The organism is Terrabacter sp. AAH1 (assembly GCF_054456855.1).
Genome location: NZ_JBTJJV010000008.1, coordinates 1 through 16,786 on the forward strand (window position 1 = coordinate 1; position 16,786 = coordinate 16,786).

Consider the following 16,786-nt stretch of genomic DNA (forward strand, 5'->3'; position numbering starts at 1 on the left):
CACCGGTCGCCGGCAAAACGCATGAACGCCAACCCAAGGGCGGCACCGACGCTATGAGCCAGACAACCGATGATCAGGACCCAACCACCGCGTGAGCGGTGCTGTCACCCTGACACTGACGGGACGCTAGCGGCTCACCGCGCGTTGAAGGCCTCGATCCGGTCGATCGCCTCGCCGACGGCGGTGCTGCCGGCCGCGAAGCTGAGCCGTACCGAGCGACCGCCGGCACGGTCGTCGAAGTCGCCGCCCGGAGTGATGGCGACGCCGACGTCCTCCAGCAGGGCCCGGGCGTATGCCGCCGAGCTCCCCCAGCGCTCGAGCAGCGGGCCGAGGTCGGCCCAGTAGTAGAACGCGCCGTCGGGTGGTGCCGAGTCGCCCCACCCGAGTCGGGCCGCATGGTGCAGCAGCAGCCTCCGCGTGCGCGCGAACTCCTCCACCGCCTCGTCGCACTCACGGTAGGACTCCTCCGCGAAAGCCGACACGGCGGCATACTGCGCCGGGGCGGGCGGGCAGAGCGCGACGTTGCCGGCGAGCGCGTCGACGGGGCGCGCGAGGTCCTCGGGCAGCAGCAGCCAGCCCAGGCGCCAGCCCGTCATGCCCCAGTACTTGCTGAACGACGAGACCACGACCGAGGCGTCGTCGGTCTCCCACGCGCAGACGCCGCGCGGGTCGGGCGAGCCCGGCTCGGGGTAGGTGACCCCGTGGTAGATCTCGTCGCTGACGAGCCGGACGCCGTTGGCGGCGCACCAGCCCGTGATCGCCGCCAGCTCGGCACGGTCGACCATCGTGCCGGTCGGGTTGGCGGGCGACGCGACGATCAGTCCGGCGAGCGGGCCGTCCACCTGCGCCGCATCCAGCAGCTCGGGTGTCGGCTGGTAGCGCGTGTCAGGTCCGCAGTCGATCTCGACGACCTCGCAGCCGAGCGAGGTGAGGATGTTGCGGTAGGCGGGGTAGCCGGGCCGGGCGAGGGCCACCCGGTCGCCCGCCTCGAACGCCGCGAGGAAGGCCAGCACGAATCCGCCCGACGAGCCGGTCGTGATCGCGACCCTGGCCGGGTCGACGTCGAGGTCGTACCAGCGCCGGTAGTGCGCGGCGATCTCGGCGCGCAGCTCGTGGATGCCCAGCGCGGAGGTGTAGGTGAGCGCCCGGCCGGAGGCGTGGATGCGAGCGGCCGCCTCGGAGACGAGCGACGGCGCCCCGCCGGACGGCTCGCCGGCGCACAGCGAGACGACGTCGCGCCCCGCGGCGCGGAGCACAGCGACCCGGTTGAGCACGTCCATCACCTCGAACGGCGGCACCTGCGAGCGCCGGGACGGACCGAGGAGACGGGGCGGTTGGCTCACCCGGCCAGTCTGCCCGACGGGCCGACGAGCCGGACCACCGGGAAACACGGTGTTCACCCGGGGTGGCTAGCCTCGGTCCATGACCACCGCCTACCACGCCGACTCCTCCGCCCTGGTCGACAAGGAGGTGCTGACGTGGGAGGGCTTCGGCACCGCCATCCGTGAGCTCGCGACGCTCGTCGCCGACTCGAGCTTCCGCCCCGAGATCCTCGTGGCGGTGGCCCGCGGCGGGCTCATCCCGGGCGGCGGCCTCTCCTACGCCCTCGGCATCAAGCTCACCGACGCCATCAACGTGGAGTTCTACACCGACGTCGAGGAGACGTTGCCCGACCCGGTGCTGCTCGCCCCGCACCTCGACACCGAGAGCATCAAGGGCCGCCGGATCCTCGTCGTCGACGACGTCGCCGACTCGGGTCGCACCCTGGCCCTCGTGCTGGACCTGCTCCAGGAGCACGGGGCCGAGGCGCGCAGCGCCGTGATCTACGGCAAGTCGAGGTCGGTCGTGACGCCCGACTACGTCTGGCGCGAGACGGACCAGTGGATCGTCTTCCCGTGGTCGGCGGAGCCTCCCGTGTCGGGGTCGCAGGTCGGGACCGCCGACGCCGAGTGACCGGTGCCCGACCGAGGCTGTGAGTCGGCTGGAAGCGTCGGCCGCCTCACGCACGTAGTGTGCGAGTCATGGACCTCGGACTGCACCTCGCCAACTTCACGTGGAGCGGCGGCTCCGCGACCTTCGTCGACGACCTCGTGCGCACGTCACGCACCGCCGAGGACGTCGGCTTCACCAAGCTCTCGGTGATGGACCACGTCTGGCAGATCCGGGGCGTCGGGCCGAAGGAGCACGAGATGCTCGAGGCCTACACGGCCCTGGGCTTCCTCGCCGCGGTCACCGAGCGGGTGGAGCTGCTCGCCTGGGTGACGGCCGCCGTCTACCGCGAGCCGGGCCTGCTCGCCAAGGAGGTCACGACGCTCGACGTGCTGTCGAAGGGCCGGGCCTGGCTGGGCATCGGCGCCGCCTGGAACGAGGAGGAGTGCGTCGGGCTCGGCCTGTCGTTCCCGCCGACGGCCGAGCGCTTCGAGCGGCTCGAGGAGACGCTGCAGATCTGCCTGCAGATGTGGAGCGACAGCGACGAGCCCTACGAGGGCAAGCACTACCGCCTCGGCAGCACCCTCAACTCGCCGCAGTCGGTGCAGCGGCCGCACCCGCCGATCCTCATCGGCGGTGGTGGCGAGAAGAAGACGCTGCGGATGGTGGCGCAGTACGCCCAGGCGTGCAACCTCTTCGACTCCCCGGACCTGGCCCACAAGCTCGAGGTGCTGCGCGGTCACTGCGAGGCGCTCGGCCGCGACTACGACGAGATCGAGAAGACGGTCATGAGCCGCATCGACCCGGGCCCCGACGGCGCGAACGTCGACGCGACCCTCGAGCACCTGGGCGAGCTCGCGGCGCTCGGCGTCACGCACGTGCACTCCATCGGCGGCGACGGCTCGCGCACCGACTGGCTCGAGATCTTCGGCGAGCGCATCATCCCCGAGGCGAAGAAGCTCTGAGCCGCGCCGTTTCCGGCGCCGGCGTCAGCTCAGGATGTCGGACCGCCGGAACCGGCGGTAGGCGAGCATCGTGAAGGCGACGGCCCAGACGAGGGACCACAGCACGCCGTGCGCCATGTCGTTCCAGTCGGGCGACACCGCGAGGGCGTCCTGCCACTCGCGGGAGTAGTGGCCCGGAAAGGCGTTGCGGTAGGGGTCGAGCGCGTCGAGCTGGTCGAGGATGTTGAGCAGGATGCTGAAGAGCACGGCTCCGCCGACCGCGGCGAGGGGCGCGTCGGAGCGCGTGCCGAGCCAGAAGGCGATGGCGCCGATCGGCAGCAGCGTCACGAAGATGTAGCCCATCGCCAGTGCGAGCCGCGGCAGGAACTGCCCCCACTCGAGGTTCTCGCCGATCGGGTTGGTCAGCGGCTCCCACCCGTAGGCGATGCCGCCGACGAGCAACCCCCACGCCGGCAGCAGGATCGTGGCGGCGAGCGTCGAGGCGACCCCGATGACGAGCTTGCTCGTCAGCAGCCGGGCCCGCTGCACCGGCGCGATGAGCAGGTAGCGCAGCGACGACCACGACGCCTCGGACGGCACGGCGTCTCCGCAGAACAGCGCGGCGAGCAGCACGAGCAGCAGCTCCGACGCGAGGAAGACGAGCACGAGGCTGAAGTTCGCGGCGCCGCTCTGGGCGAGGTCGAAGATGCGGGTCGTCGTGCCGCCGCGGTTGTTGTTGCTGCGCTGCCCGAACGCGAACGACGCGACGAGCACGAGCGGCAGCGCGAGCAGCAGACCGAACGCCCAGGTCGTACGCCGTCGCCCCCACTGGCGCCGCAGCTCGGCCCGCCACGAGAGCGGGTCGCGAACGAAGGTCGTCTCGGCGCTCGGTGCCGCGCCGGGCTCGATGGCGTCGAGCAGCGCCTCGCCCGGAGTGGGTGCCGCGGTGTGCTCGGGTTGGTGGGTCATCGCGCCCTCACCTGCCTCAGTCGTTCGATGAGGGAGGCTCCCTGGTCTCCGGGTTCGCCTGCGCCGGCTCCGGCCGAGCCGGTCGCCGACGAGATGACCCCGAGGAAGACCTCCTCGAGGTGGCGCCTGCTGCTGACACCGACGACGGGCAGACCCGCCGCGACGGCCGCTGAGACGACCTCGGCGCGACCGCGGTCGGCGACCACGACGAGCCGGGTCGGGGTGTCGACGCGCACCTCGGCGATGCCGTCGGCCGCCTCCAGGGCGTGCACGCCGGCGTTGACGACCTCGTGCGCGACGTGCTCGGGCAGGTCGAGGATGGTCGTGTCGTCGCTGTCGACGAGGTCGGCGACGGGGCCCTGGGTCACGACGCGTCCGGCGTGCATGACGACGACGTGGGTGCAGGTCATCTCGACCTCGGCGAGCATGTGGCTCGACACGACGACGGTGCGCCCGGTCTCGGCGTAGCGCCGCAGGATCGGTCGCATGGCCGCGATCTGCGGCGGGTCGAGGCCGTTGGTCGGCTCGTCGAGGATGAGCAGCTCGGGCAGCCCGAGCATCGCCTGCGCGATGCCGAGTCGCTGCTTCATGCCGTGGCTGTAGGACTTCACCGGCCGGTCGACGGCGCCGCCGAGGGCAGCCACCTCGAGCGCCTCGTCGAAGTGGGCGTCGGCGGGGTCGCGGCCGGTGGCCGACCAGTAGGCCTCGAGGTTCTGGCGCCCGGTGAGGTGCGGCAGGAAGCCGGGCCCCTCGATGAGCGCCCCGACCCGACCGAGCACGGTGGAGCCCGCGGTCACCGGCTCGCCGAGCACGTGCACGCTGCCGGCGTCGGAGGAGATGAGCCCCATGACCATGCGCATCGTCGTCGTCTTGCCGGCTCCGTTGGGCCCGAGCAGGCCGACGACCTGGCCCTTCTCGGCGCGCCACGACACGTCGTCGACGGCGCGGTGCCCGTCGGAGTAGGTCTTGACGAGCCCCTCGACGACGAGCGGCACGTCGGCGAGGTCGGGACGCGACGGCAGCAGCCGGCGACGGCGACGACGCAGCAGCCAGCCGACGAGGGCCACGAGGAGCAGGGCCGCGAGCACGCCGCTCGCGAGGATGGTCTCGGTGTCGACGCCGACGGCCACGGCACCGCCGACCTCGGCTCCGGAGGCCACGGGCAGCGTGATCGCCGACGCGTCGCCGATGAGCAGGCGCCCGGGCGTGCGCGAGTTGGAGAAGGTCGACTCGGTGCTCGTGAGCAGCACGCGCCAGCGGGTGCCGGCCGGCATGACGTAGGTCGCGGGCGGCAGCGAGATCGTCACGGGCGTGGGCCTGCCTGGGGTCACCGTGAGGCGGATCGGCGCCACGAGCGGGTTGGTGAGGGTCACGGACCCACCGGTGACGCGCCAGACGGAGGCGAAGAGGGTCACGTCGGTGCTGTCGGAGGTCACGGTGAACCGCATCGTCGGCGACCCGACGACGGTCGCCGCCTCGCTGATCGGCCGGGAGTCGAGAGCGGCGGACTGTCCTGGCAGAGCGGCGATCTGGTACGTCGAGACGGTGATCCCGAGGGCGGCGAGCCCGGGCACGGCGATGAGCGATGCCGGCTGACCACCGGGCGGGTGCAGCAGCGCACCCGACGCCGTCGAGAGCGGCAGCTCGCGCGTCTCGACCTTCGAGCCCGACAGCCCCGGGTAGGCCGGCAGCGTGTGCAGGGTCGTCGGCGCGTTCGGACGCGTGTTGCGCGTGCCGTAGGTGAAAGCGGCTGTGGGCAAGGCGGATTCAGGCCCGGCCTTGTCGCGCACGTAGTGGTCGAGCCACGTGTAGGAGGCCTCGACCTCCTCCGCCTCGTGCGAGCTGGGGGCGTCGTGGCCCCCGTCGCTCCACCTGACGGCATACGGCGTGCCCTTGGCCGCGAGCGCCGACGCGGTGGCGTCGGCCTGGTCGAGACCGAAGAGGGAGTCGCCGACGCCCTGGACGAGGAACGTCGGAGCGGTGACCGCGTTCATCGTCGGCTTGGGGCTGTGGGCGCGAAGCAGGGCGGTCAGCTGCGGCGGCGGTGCGCCGGTCTCGGACGTCTGGACGAAGAGACGGCAGATCGTCGGGTCGAAGCGGCCGCAGTCGGTGGCTCCCGCCCCGCCACCGCCGCGCAGCGCCGACAGGAAGAAGTTCGTGGCCCAGACCTGCTTGAACGGGCCCGGTCCGTCGACCGGGCGGCGTCCGGCGGCCGTCGTGGACGGCGTCGTCACCGCCGACTGCGGGAAGAAGGCGTCGGCGAGGTCGTTCCACGTGATCGCCGAGACGACACCGTCGACGCGACGGTCGGTGCCGGCGAGCATGAGGCCGAGTGCGCCGCCGTAGGAGGCGCCCATGACGCCGGCGCGCGGGTCGCCGGTCGCGTCGAGCTCGACGTCGGCGCGCCTGGCGGCGAGGTCGAGCAGCCTCTTCGCGTCGGCGATCTCGTATGCCGGGTCGTTGAGGTGGATGCGCCCACCGGAGCGGCCGTGACCGCGGGCGCTCCACGTGACCACCACGTAGCCGCGCGCGTTCAGCTCGTCGGCCTGTGCTGTCACCGAGTCCTTGGTGCCGCCGAAGCCGTGGGCGAGCAGCACCACCGGGTGCCGGCCCGCCGCCTGGGGCCAGATCGAGACGTCGAGGTTGACGGCGGTGCCGTCGGGCTCGGCCCCGACCGGCACGCTCGACACCTCGGGCGTGGCACCGTCGGCGGCCGGTGGGGCACTGAACGCCGGGGCCGCGTGGGCGGGCGCTGCGGCGAGCCCCGACCCCAGGCCGGTCGCGAGGACGAGCGCGGCGAGGAGGGGTGCCCGGGGCAACATGCCCACATCACATCACGCGTACCAGCGGAGCGGTCGCGGTCCGTCGAGGGTTGGGTCAGGCGGGACGGGTCCGAAGGCCGTCGACGACCAGGTCGAGGACGGCGTCGAGCTGGCCGTCGAGCCCCTCGCGGCGCCACTCGTCGGCATGTGCGGGGTGGTGGAAGACCGCCGTCGCCTGGAGCACGGCGAGCCCCGCTGCGGCAGGGTCGTCGACGCTGAGCTCGCCCGCCTCGACCCCCGAGGTCACGATGGCGGCGAGCTGGGCGGCGAGGTGGGCGACGTGGGCGTCGACCACCTCGCCGGCCTCGTCGGTGACCTTGCGGAAGGTCGCGAACAGCTCGGGGTCCTCCCGAGCGATGCCCTGTTTCGTCGCGGCGAGCCGGTGCACCCAGGCGCGCAGCCGCGCCGACGCCTCCCCCGGCCCGTCGACGAGCTCGGCGAGGGGCGCTGACACCCGCTCGAGCCATCGCCGCGTGACGGCGTCGCGCAGCGCGGCCTTGCTGCCGAAGTGCCGGTAGACCGAGCCGTGGCTGACGTCGAGGGCTCGGGCGACGTCGACGACGGTCGTCTTGGCGGGCCCGAAGCGGCGCAGCACCTCCTCGGCGGTGTCGAGGATGCTCTCGGCGGTCAACGGCTCGGTCACGGACGGCAACTTACTTCTCGCTGTCGAGGAAGGACATCTGCATCGCGTCGTAGCGGCTGCCGGCGACGGCGTCGGCCGGCACGGCAGCCTCGATGGCGGCGAGGTCGTCGCGGGTCAGCTCCAGCGTGGTGGAGCCCAGGGACTCGCTGAGGCGCGACCGGGTGCGGGCGCCGACGAGGGGGACGATGTCGTCGCCCCGTGAGGCGACCCACGCGATCGCGACCTGGGCGACGGTGGCGCCACGCGCCTCGGCGACCTCGCGGAGCGCCTCGACGAGACGGAGGTTGGCCTCGAGGTTCTCGCCGGTGAAGCGCGGCAGGTGGGCCCTGAAGTCACGCGGGTCGCGCACGTCGCGGTCGGCGCTCCAGTGGCCCGAGAGCAGGCCGCGCGAGAGCACGCCGTATGCCGTGACGCCGACACCGAGCTCGCGTGCCGTCGGCAGGATGTCGGTCTCGATGCCTCGCGAGAGCAGGGAGTACTCGATCTGCAGGTCGGCGATGGGGTGCACCGCGGCGGCCCGGCGCAGCGTGTCGGCACCGACCTCGGAGAGGCCGATGTGCCGGATCCACCCGGCCTGCACGAGGTCGGCGAGCGCGCCGACGGTCTCCTCGATGGGGACCTCGGGGTCGAACCGGGCCGGGCGGTAGATGTCGACGTGGTCGGTGCCGAGGCGCTGCAGCGTGTAGCCGAGGAAGTTCTTGACGGCGGCTGGGCGCGTGTCGATGCCGCCCCACGATCCGTCAGGACCGCGGAGGGCGCCGAACTTGACGCTGATGACGGCGTTCTCGCGGTCGCGGCCGCGGAGGGCCTCGCGCAGGAGCAGCTCGTTGTGGCCCATGCCGTAGAAGTCGCCGGTGTCGAGCAGGGTGACGCCGGCGTCGAGGGCGGCGCGGATCGTCGCGACGGATTCGGCCTCGTCAGCCGGGCCGTAGAGGTCGGACATGCCCATGAGGCCGAGACCGAGGCCGGCGACGGTGGGGCCTGCGGCGCCGAGGCGGCGTTCGTCGAGGGAGTGGCGGACGGTGGGGGTGCTGGAGGTCGTCATGACTCCAGCGTGATCACAAGTGACAGAATCGCAAATCTGTCAGACCATACTCGTTAGGCAGCGACGGGCAGTGCGGCGGCCACGAGCAGCTCCGCGGTGCGGCGAGCCGCCACCGCGGCCCCCGGGTCGGCGGCCAGGGCACCGTCCGCCAGCCCGCCGTCGAGGAGCAGGACGAGCGAGCGGGCCAGGCCGTCAGGGTCGGCGGCGCCGGCGTCGGCGGCGAGGCCACGAACCCAGCCGAGGACGGACTGCTTGTGGGCGACGGTGCGCTCGTGCACGGGCGTACCCGGCTGCGACTCGGCGGCGGCGTTGATGAAGGCGCAGCCGCGGTAGCCGTCGCGCCGGCAGACCGTGCCGAGGGCGTCGAAGAGGCCCACGAGCTGCTCGGCCGGAGCCTCACCCGCCGCTGCGGCGGCAGCCTTCAGCTGGCCGGTCCAGACGCCGTCGACCTTGTCGAGATAGGCGAGGACGAGCTCGTCCTTGGCCGGGAAGTGCTTGTAAAAGGTCGCCTTGGCCACGCCCGACTCGGCGATGATCAGGTCGACGCCGACCGCTCTGATCCCTCGGGCATAGAAGAGCGCGAAGGCGGTGTCGAGGATGCGTTCACGAGCGGAGGGAGTGGGCACCCTTGATGATAGACAGACCTGTCTGTTAGTGTCCACGTCGCAGGGCAGACAGACCTGTCTGCCCACATCGCTCCCTCTCGAAGGATTCTCATGGACATCGCTGTTCTCGGCACCGGCATGGTCGGCCAGGCCCTCGCCGGCGCCCTTTCCCGACACGGCCACTCCGTCGTCGTCGGCACCCGCGACCCTCAGCAGACGCTGGCCCGCACCGAGCCCGACGGCATGGGCAACCCGCCGTTCGCCGCCTGGCTCGCGGAGCACGCCGACGTCACCCTCGCCACGTTCGCCGAGGCTGCGGCCGGTGCCGAGCTCATCGTCCTGGCGGGCAACGGCTTCGCCGCGCTCGACATGCTCACCGCGGCCGGCGCCGACCACCTCGCGGGCAAGGTCGTCCTCGACATCTCCAACCCGCTCGACTTCTCGGCCGGGTTCCCCCCCAGCCTCTTCGTCAAGGACACCGACTCGCTCGGCGAGCGGCTCCAGCAGGCCTTCCCGCAGGCGCGCCTCGTCAAGTCGCTCAACACCTTGACTGCGGCGCTCATGGTCGAGCCGACGCTGCTCGGCCGGAGCACCACCGTCTTCGTCTCCGGCGACGACGCGGATGCCAAGGCCACCGTGACGGCCCTGCTCACCGACTTCGGTCACGACGACGTCATCGACCTCGGCGGCATCGAGACCGCCCGCGGCACCGAGATGCTCCTGCCGCTGTGGCTACGCACGATGAACGCCCTCGGCACCGGGATGTTCAACATCAAGGTCGTGCGCTGACGGTGGCGCTCAGTCGTGCTGGGTGCGCCGCTCGAGGATGTACGCGGCCGCCAGGCACACGACGAGCACCATGAGCGGCGGCACGTAGCGCATGAAGCCCGTCAGCTGCAGCCAGTCGTAGGGCGCCGTGGTGAAGCCGAAGAACGACAGGTCGAGCAGGTAGCGCACGATCGCGAGCGCGCCGAAGAGGAGGCCGACCAGCCCCACCACGTTGATGACGAAGCGCGAGCCCGCACCGGATTCCATGCCTCCAACCTAAGGGTGTTAGAAACGACCCATGGCCACCACCTTGCTGGGAGACACCACCGTCCACACCGTCGGCGAGCTGCCCGAGGTGGGCACCACCGCCCCGAAGTTCACGCTGACGAGCGCGACGCTCACCGACGACGTGACCCTGCCCGCCGACGCACGCGTCGTGCTCAACATCTTCCCGAGCATCGACACCAAGACGTGCGCCACGAGCGTGCGCCGGTTCAACGAGCTCGCGGCGGGACTCGAGAACACGACGGTGATCTGCGTGTCGGCGGACCTGCCCTTCGCCCTCAACCGGTTCTGCGGCGCCGAGGGCATCGAGAACGTCGTCACCGCGTCGTCGTTCCGGTCGAGCTTCGGCTACGACTACGGGGTGCGCATGGAGAACGGCGGCTTCGCCGGGCTGCTCGCGCGCTCGGTCGTCGTCATCGGCACCGACGGCACCGTGCTGCACTCCGAGCTGGTGCCCTCGATCGGCCAGGAGCCCGACTACGAGGCCGCCATCGCCGCTCTCGGCTGATGGCGGTCGGCTGACCCGGACCTCGTCCGTGGGACGCGGTTCGGTGCGATGATGCCCGCGTGGGCGGACCCCTGGACGACCTCCCCCTCGTCGGCCGCGCCCGGGAGCTGACCGCTCTGCGGGAGGCGCTCGCGAGCGCGGACGCCGGTCGGGCGCGGGCCGTGCTCGTCACCGGCGAGGCGGGTGTCGGCAAGTCCCGCCTCGTCCGCGCCCTCCTCGACGACCCCGGCGCGCCCGCACCGGTCGTGCTGCGATCGCAGGGCGTCGACCTCGGTGACACCGGCCTGCCCCACCTCGTGGTCACCGACCTCGTGCGGGGCGTGCGATCGCTCGCCGGCGATGCCGAGGTGAGCCGGCTCCTCGCCGCGGCCCCCCTCGTCGACGCACTCGGGCCGACGTCCACGGACCCCCGTGACCCACGTGACCCCGGGGCCGACGAGACCCGCCCGTTGCGGGTCTTCGACGCCCTGACCGAGCTGCTGGCCGAGCTCGCGCGCCATCGTGGACCCGTCGCCGTCGTCGTGGAGGACCTCCAGTGGGTGGACCCGTCCTCGGCCTCCTTCCTCCGGTTCCTGCTCGGGCGACTCGCGGACGAGCGCCTCCTCGTCGTCGCGACGGTCCGCACCGACGGGCTCGCCGGACGGCCCGCGACGCGTCGGCTCGTGGGCGAGCTCGCCCGGCTGCCCAGGGTGCACCGCGTCGACGTCGAGCCACTCGACGAGGCGGAGGTCGCCACCCTGGTGGGACACCTGACGTCCGGCGGCCCGGACCCCGACCTCCCGTCCGAGCTCGTGCGTCGCACGGGCGGCAATCCCTACTTCGTGCGCACCCTCCTCACGGCGGTGGACCTCGACCGCGACCCCGACCCGGTTGCGGCCGTGCGCTCCTCACGGGCGCTGGCCGATGTCCTCGCTGCACGTCTGGACGCCCTGTCGGACGAGGCCCGAGCCGTGGTCGGGGCGGTGTCGGTCGCCCGCCGCAGCGTGCCCGACCGGCTCCTGCGCCAGGTCGTCGGCCTCGGGCCGGTCGAGCTCGAGCGGGCGGTGCGGGAGGCGGTCGCGGAGGGGGTGCTCACCCCTGCCGGCGGCGACCACGCCGTCTCGCACGACCTCATGCGTGCGGCCGCCTACGACGACCTGCTACCGGGTGCACGCGTACGGCTGCACTCGGCGTACGCGACGGCGCTCTCGGCGGACACGTTCGCCCGACCGCGAGCTGCCGAGGTCGCGCACCACGCCGCCCGAGCACAGGACGGCCCGGCGACCCTGCTGTGGTCGGTCCGGGCGGCCGAGGAGGCCATGCGGGTGCTCGCCCCGACCGAGGCACTCGCGCACCTCGAGCTCGCGCTGTCGGTCTGGCCCGCCGTCGACGACGCGACCGCCGTGACCGGCCTCGGACTCGCCGAGCTGACCGTGCGAGCCGCGCGGGCCGCCGGGCTGGCCGGCGAGGGCCCGCGGGCGGTGGAGCTGGCCTCCCGGGCGGTGCGGCTCGCCGACACGTCGGAGGAGCCCACGACCGCCGTGCACGCGCGGGCGGAGCTCGTGCGGGCTCTCGTCGCGGCCGATGCCACCGACGCGGTGGTCGGCCCAGCCGAGGAGGCGGTGGCGGTGGCCCGGGCGCCGGCCGTGGACGCGCGGACCCGGGCGCTGGCCGACGTCGTGCTGGCTCGGGCGCTGCTCGCCGCCCGACAGACCTCGCTGGCCCGGCAGCCGGCCGAGCGCGCCATCGTGCGCTCGCGGGACGCCGGGGCCGCGGCGCTCGAGGTGGACGCCTTGACGACGGCGGCCTTCCTCGACGAGGTCGACGGTGACCGGGACCGCGCCGCCGACCGGCTCCGCAGTGCCCTGCTGCTCGCCCGCACCGAGGGCGAGCTGGCCGCCGAGCTGCGGGCCCACTACACCCTCGCGAGCCTGCACTTCTACGGCGGCGACGTCGCCGCCGCGCTCCCGGTGCTGCGCGCGGGGCTGGGCCGGGTCGCCGAGACGGGGCTGCGCTGGAGCCACCCGGGCATCGAGCTGCGCCTGCTCGACGCCGTCGCGCGCTACGTCTCGGGCGACCTGCAGGGAAGCATCGAGGCGACCCGGTCCCCCGGGACACGGCCACCACCGGTCGCCGCGGCGCGGCTCGCCGCCGTGGGTGGCTACGCGTCCGTCGCCCTCGGCCTCCCGGAGGCCGGGGAGCAGCTCGGTGCCGTGCGCCGCGACTGGCACCTCGACCCGCAGGTGGGCCTGGTGGCCGGTGGTTGCGAAGCCGACCGCCTCACGTGGGCCGGCGACCCCTCCGCGGCTGCCGAGATGGCCGAGCAGGCGCAGGCGCACCTCGACACCACCGCCGGAGAGGGCATGTACGGCGGGCTGTGGCTCTCCGCCCTGGGACTCGCAGCCCTGGCCGACCTGGCGGCGGGCGCCCGCGGGCGCCGGGACGACGACGCCGTCGCCCGCGCGCTCGAGCGCGGGGAGGGGCTGCGCGACCGCGTGCGGCGGATCGTCGAGGGCGGACGCGGACGTCCCGGCGGCCTCGGGCCCGAGGGCCACGCCTGGCACGTCCGCGCCCTGGCCGAGCACGCCCGGCTCCGGGGCGAGCCGGCGGTCGAGCCCTGGCTGGCGGCCGTCGATGCCTTCGGCTACGGCCACGTGTACGAGCAGGCACGCAGCCAGTGGCGGCTCGCCGAGGCGTACGCCGACGCCGGCGACCGCGATGCCGCCCGTGCGCACATCGCAGTGGCCGCCACGACCGCCGAGCGCCTCGGCGCGGTGCCGCTGCAGCGGGCCATCGCGGGCACGGTCGCGGCGTCCCGCCTGTCGGCGGCGTCAGCCGGGTCGGGTGCGGCCGGCACCGTGCTCACCTCCCGAGAGCGGGACGTCCTCGCCCTCGTCGCGGAGGGGTTGACCAACCGCGAGGTCGGCCGCCGTCTCTTCATCAGCGAGAAGACGGTGAGCGTCCACCTCAGCAACCTCATGGCCAAGCTCAACGTCTCCAGCCGGACCGAGGCCGTCACGGTCGCGATGCGCCGCGGGCTCCTCGACGTGCAGGGGTCGGTCACGCCTCCCTGAGGTCCCGTCGCCGCAGGACTGCGCGATCTCCTCAGGTGCCGGCCACCCCCTCAGACCCAGAGTCGGAGACACGCCGGACCGCACGGTGCGGCGGCGCCCGAGGAGGAGAAGACATGCAGGCCACCACACACGAGACGCTCGCCCGCAGGGTGAGAGGGACGGTCCTCGACGGTCAGGACCCACAGGCCGCGGCGGAGGTCGCCGCGTTCAACAGGGCCGTGACGCACCACCCGGCGGTGGTCGTCGCGGCGCGGGACGCCGACGACGTCGCCGAGGCCGTCCGCTACGCCGCTGCCCACGGTCTGCCGGTCGCCGTCCAGGCCACCGGGCACGGGGCGAGCAGGCCGGTCGACGCAGGCCTGCTCGTGACGACGCGTGCCATGCAGGGTGTGCACGTCGACCCGGTTGCGCGCCGGGCGCGCGTCGAGGCCGGGGTGCGCTGGCGCTCGGTCATCGACGCGGCCGCGCCGCACGGACTCGCCCCGCTCTCCGGTTCCTCGTCCGGCGTCGGGGTCGTCGGCTACACGACCGGCGGGGGCATGGGTCACCTCGCACGACGGCACGGCTTCGCGGCGGACCTGGTCCGTTCGGTCGACCTGGTGACCGCGGACGGGGCCCGGCGCACCGTCAGCCCCGACTCCGACCCCGACCTCTTCTGGGCCGTGCGCGGTGGCCAGTCGGCGTTCGGCCTCGTCACGGCCCTCGAGTTCGACCTCGTGCCGGTACCGGAGTTCGCCGGCGGCGCCATGGTCTTCAGTGCCGACGACGCGCCGCGGGTGCTCCACGCCTGGTCGGCCTGGGCGCCGACGCTGCCCGAGGAGGTGACGACCTCCGTCGCGATCCTCCGCCTGCCAGCGGTCCCGGAGGTCCCCGCACCGCTGCGCGGCGTCGTCAGCCTCGCGGTCCGCTTCGCCCACCACGGTCCGGCCGAACGGGTCGCGGGGCTCGTCGCGCCGATGCGCCGGGTCGCGACCCCGGTCCTCGACTCGATCGGGCCAATGCCGTATGCCGCGGTGGACGCGATCCACATGGACCCGACCGACCCGATGCCTGCCGTGGCGCGCGGAGGCCTGCTGGGGTCGCTCCCGGAGGCGGCCGTCGAGACCCTGCTCACCGTCGCCGGGCCGGGCGTGGACGTGCCCCTCGCCGTGGTCGAGCTGCGGCTCATGGGCGGAGCGCTCGGCCGCCCGGCGCCGGTGCCGAACGCCGTCGCCGGTCGGGAGGGTGCCTTCTCCGTGTCGGTCGTGGCGCCGGCCCCTCCGCCGCTCGCGGAGGTCGCTCCGGCCCTCGCGGGTGGCGTCGTGGAGGCGCTCGCGCCGTGGTCGACGGGCACGACGCTCGTCAACTTCGGCGGCGACCGCTCGACACTCGCGCGCGCCTGGGCGCCCGACGTCCTCACCCGCCTGCGCGCCGTGAAGGCGGCCGTCGATCCCGGCGACGTCTTCGGCGGCCCGCTGGGCACGCCCGACGCAGTCCCCGCCGCGGTCTCGCCTCTCGTCCCCGCAGGTGCACGGTGAGCCGGCCGGTGGTCGTCGTCGAGCCCGGTGGCGGCCAGCGGGTCGGCAACGTGGAGTTCCTGGCTCGCACCAGCGACACGCCCTTCTTCAACCTCGCCATCGTCGTGCTGGCACCGGGTCAGGGGGTGAGCAGTCACAGCCACCCCGGCGAGGACGACTCGTGGCTCGTGCTCGACGGCGTGCTGTCCGTGATGGTGGGGTCGCCCTCCCGCGAGGTGCAGGCCGGCCCCGGCACCTACGTGCTCGTGCCCGAGGACACGCCGCACGCCCTGGACAACCGCGGCGACACCGCCGTTCGCCTGCTCAACGTCCACGCGCCGGGAGGCTTCGACCGGCGCATCGGCATCGACGAGGCCGTCGGGGGCTGACCGGGCGGCCGAGCCGGCTCAGCCGCCGAGCTGGGCCGGCTCGCCCACCGGCACGGCCGGGGTCGCGGGGGCCGGTCGCGTGAGGTCGCGCACACCGCGGGCGAGCAGCGGCCAGCAGCCGGCCACCAGCATCCAGACCGCGACGCCGAGCATGACCGCGGCGGTGTCGAACCGCTCGCTGAGCGGCCCGGCGAGGACGTTGCCGAGCGGGATCGCACTGAACGAGATGAGGATGTCCCACGAGGCCACCCGTGCCAGTCGTTCGTGGGGCACGCCGTCCTGCAGGGCCGTGTCCCACCCGACGGCGAAGAACATGAGTCCGGCGTTGGCGACGAGGCCCAGCACGAGGATGCCGAAGAGGTGGCCGGGCCAGAAGAAGAAGGCGAGCGGGAAGAGCGGGAACGCTCCCAGTGCGACGAAGGCCCAGAGGAGCAACCGGCGCGGCTGGAGCCGCATCGCCAGCAGCCCGCCGAGGATGCCGCCGACGCCTTGGGCCGCGATGACGAGGCCGAGGGCACGGGCACCGCCGAGATCTCGCACTGTCGTCACCTCGACGAGCACGACGAGCACGCCCGTGGCGACGTGGAACATGCCGGCGGACAGCAGCCCGGTCCACAGCCAGTCCCTGCGACGGATCTCGGAGAGGCCCTCGACGATCTCGGCCCGCACCGAGGACCGCTGAGCGCGGGCCTCGGCGCGGGCCCGCACGAGGGTGACGCTGACGGCCGACCAGACGAAGGTGGCCGCGTTGACGGCGAACCCGGTCACCGGGCCGAGGTGGGCGACGACGAGACCAGCCAGCAGCGGGCCGGCGATCTGGGCCGCTGACTGCAGGAAGCTGATGACGGCGTTCGCGCTCTGCCGCTGCGGGGTGGGCACGACGAGGGGTCGCAGCGAGACGAACGCCGGGAAGAAGAAGGCACCGGCCCCCGAGGTGACGGCCGCGAGGGCCGCCAGCAGGACGAGGGGCGGGTCGCCGGCGAGGAAGGCGAGGGCGGTGGCGCCCGCCGTCGTGGCGCGGACCGCGTCGGCCACGACCATGATGCGGTGGGGGGCGACCCGGTCGGCCCAGACCCCGCCGAAGAGCGTGCAGACGAGTCGCGCGGCCATCGCCGAGGCCGCGATGGCGCCGAGCTCCGTGGCGCCACCACCGGCCAGCACGATCGCCACCGAGAGCGCGATGGGGTGGAAGGCGTCGCCGACCCAGGAGAGGCCCTGCCCGGCCAGCAGAAGACGGAAATCGCGGAGTCGCAGCACGTCCTTGGGGGTCACGTCGCACAAATTAGTACGACATCTAACAGTCAGTCAATGAATAGTTCTGTGCCTGACA

At 73.4% G+C, this 16,786-nt stretch carries 15 protein-coding genes; 7 read left to right on the forward strand and 8 right to left on the reverse strand.

All coding sequences use genetic code 11. The features are described from left to right. Positions 1-134: 134 nt before the first annotated feature. Complete coding sequence (locus tag ACXR8F_RS13260) at positions 135-1,280, reverse strand: aminotransferase class I/II-fold pyridoxal phosphate-dependent enzyme (protein ID WP_458801379.1); 1,146 nt, start codon at positions 1,278-1,280, stop codon at positions 135-137. Positions 1,281-1,422: 142 nt separating this feature from the next. Between ACXR8F_RS13260 and ACXR8F_RS13265 the strand changes: the two genes are divergently transcribed. Both ACXR8F_RS13265 and ACXR8F_RS13270 read left to right on the forward strand, forming a co-directional pair. After that, the gene (locus ACXR8F_RS13265) at positions 1,423-1,953 is read left to right on the forward strand and encodes a phosphoribosyltransferase (RefSeq protein WP_045188619.1); all 531 of its coding nucleotides are present in this window, start codon (positions 1,423-1,425) and stop codon (positions 1,951-1,953) included. Positions 1,954-2,021: 68 nt separating this feature from the next. Beyond that, positions 2,022-2,894 (forward strand): LLM class F420-dependent oxidoreductase, encoded by an 873-nt coding sequence (locus ACXR8F_RS13270; RefSeq protein WP_458801101.1) that lies wholly within the window; start codon positions 2,022-2,024, stop codon positions 2,892-2,894. Positions 2,895-2,918: 24 nt separating this feature from the next. Here the strand turns inward: ACXR8F_RS13270 and ACXR8F_RS13275 are convergent, their stop codons facing one another. From ACXR8F_RS13275 to ACXR8F_RS13295, 5 genes are read right to left on the reverse strand one after another with little or no spacing between them, the layout of a single operon-like run. After that, positions 2,919-3,842 carry an ABC transporter permease gene (locus ACXR8F_RS13275; protein ID WP_052677101.1) on the reverse strand — a complete coding sequence of 308 codons (924 nt, stop codon included), beginning with the start codon at positions 3,840-3,842 and terminating at the stop codon, positions 2,919-2,921. Further along, entirely contained in the window at positions 3,839-6,664 is a 2,826-nt protein-coding gene (locus tag ACXR8F_RS13280; protein ID WP_458801103.1) for an alpha/beta fold hydrolase, read from the reverse strand. The genes ACXR8F_RS13275 and ACXR8F_RS13280 overlap by 4 nt, the downstream gene beginning before the upstream one ends. Before the next feature lie 55 nt (positions 6,665-6,719). Then, the gene (locus tag ACXR8F_RS13285) at positions 6,720-7,307 is read right to left on the reverse strand and encodes a TetR family transcriptional regulator (RefSeq protein ID WP_458801105.1); all 588 of its coding nucleotides are present in this window, start codon (positions 7,305-7,307) and stop codon (positions 6,720-6,722) included. 10 nt (positions 7,308-7,317) lie between these two features. Then, positions 7,318-8,352, reverse strand: coding sequence for an aldo/keto reductase (locus tag ACXR8F_RS13290; RefSeq protein WP_458801107.1), 1,035 nt, complete (start codon positions 8,350-8,352; stop codon positions 7,318-7,320). A 53-nt stretch (positions 8,353-8,405) separates the two neighbouring features. Further along, complete coding sequence (locus ACXR8F_RS13295) at positions 8,406-8,978, reverse strand: TetR/AcrR family transcriptional regulator (RefSeq protein ID WP_458801108.1); 573 nt, start codon at positions 8,976-8,978, stop codon at positions 8,406-8,408. 90 nt (positions 8,979-9,068) lie between these two features. Between ACXR8F_RS13295 and ACXR8F_RS13300 the strand changes: the two genes are divergently transcribed. Further along, complete coding sequence (locus ACXR8F_RS13300; RefSeq protein WP_045188610.1) at positions 9,069-9,746, forward strand: NADPH-dependent F420 reductase; 678 nt, start codon at positions 9,069-9,071, stop codon at positions 9,744-9,746. A gap of 9 nt (positions 9,747-9,755) precedes the next feature. Here the strand turns inward: ACXR8F_RS13300 and ACXR8F_RS13305 are convergent, their stop codons facing one another. Then, positions 9,756-9,992 (reverse strand): hypothetical protein, encoded by a 237-nt coding sequence (locus ACXR8F_RS13305; protein ID WP_045188608.1) that lies wholly within the window; start codon positions 9,990-9,992, stop codon positions 9,756-9,758. Between the two features lie 31 nt (positions 9,993-10,023). Here ACXR8F_RS13305 and tpx point away from each other — a divergent pair, with 31 nt between their 5' ends. From tpx to ACXR8F_RS13325, 4 genes are all read left to right on the forward strand, one after another. Beyond that, entirely contained in the window at positions 10,024-10,518 is a 495-nt protein-coding gene (tpx, locus tag ACXR8F_RS13310; RefSeq protein ID WP_458801110.1) for a thiol peroxidase, read from the forward strand. Positions 10,519-10,577: 59 nt separating this feature from the next. Further along, positions 10,578-13,571 (forward strand): helix-turn-helix transcriptional regulator, encoded by a 2,994-nt coding sequence (locus ACXR8F_RS13315; RefSeq protein ID WP_458801112.1) that lies wholly within the window; start codon positions 10,578-10,580, stop codon positions 13,569-13,571. 113 nt (positions 13,572-13,684) lie between these two features. Continuing rightward, a complete protein-coding gene (locus ACXR8F_RS13320; protein ID WP_458801114.1) occupies positions 13,685-15,088 on the forward strand; it encodes an FAD-binding oxidoreductase in 1,404 nt (467 codons plus the stop codon). After that, positions 15,085-15,456 carry a cupin domain-containing protein gene (locus ACXR8F_RS13325; protein ID WP_458801116.1) on the forward strand — a complete coding sequence of 124 codons (372 nt, stop codon included), beginning with the start codon at positions 15,085-15,087 and terminating at the stop codon, positions 15,454-15,456. Before ACXR8F_RS13320 ends, ACXR8F_RS13325 begins: the two co-directional genes overlap by 4 nt. An 18-nt stretch (positions 15,457-15,474) precedes the next feature. Here ACXR8F_RS13325 and ACXR8F_RS13330 read toward each other — a convergent pair whose 3' ends face one another. After that, positions 15,475-16,728 carry an MFS transporter gene (locus ACXR8F_RS13330; RefSeq protein ID WP_458801118.1) on the reverse strand — a complete coding sequence of 418 codons (1,254 nt, stop codon included), beginning with the start codon at positions 16,726-16,728 and terminating at the stop codon, positions 15,475-15,477. Positions 16,729-16,786 lie beyond the last annotated feature (58 nt).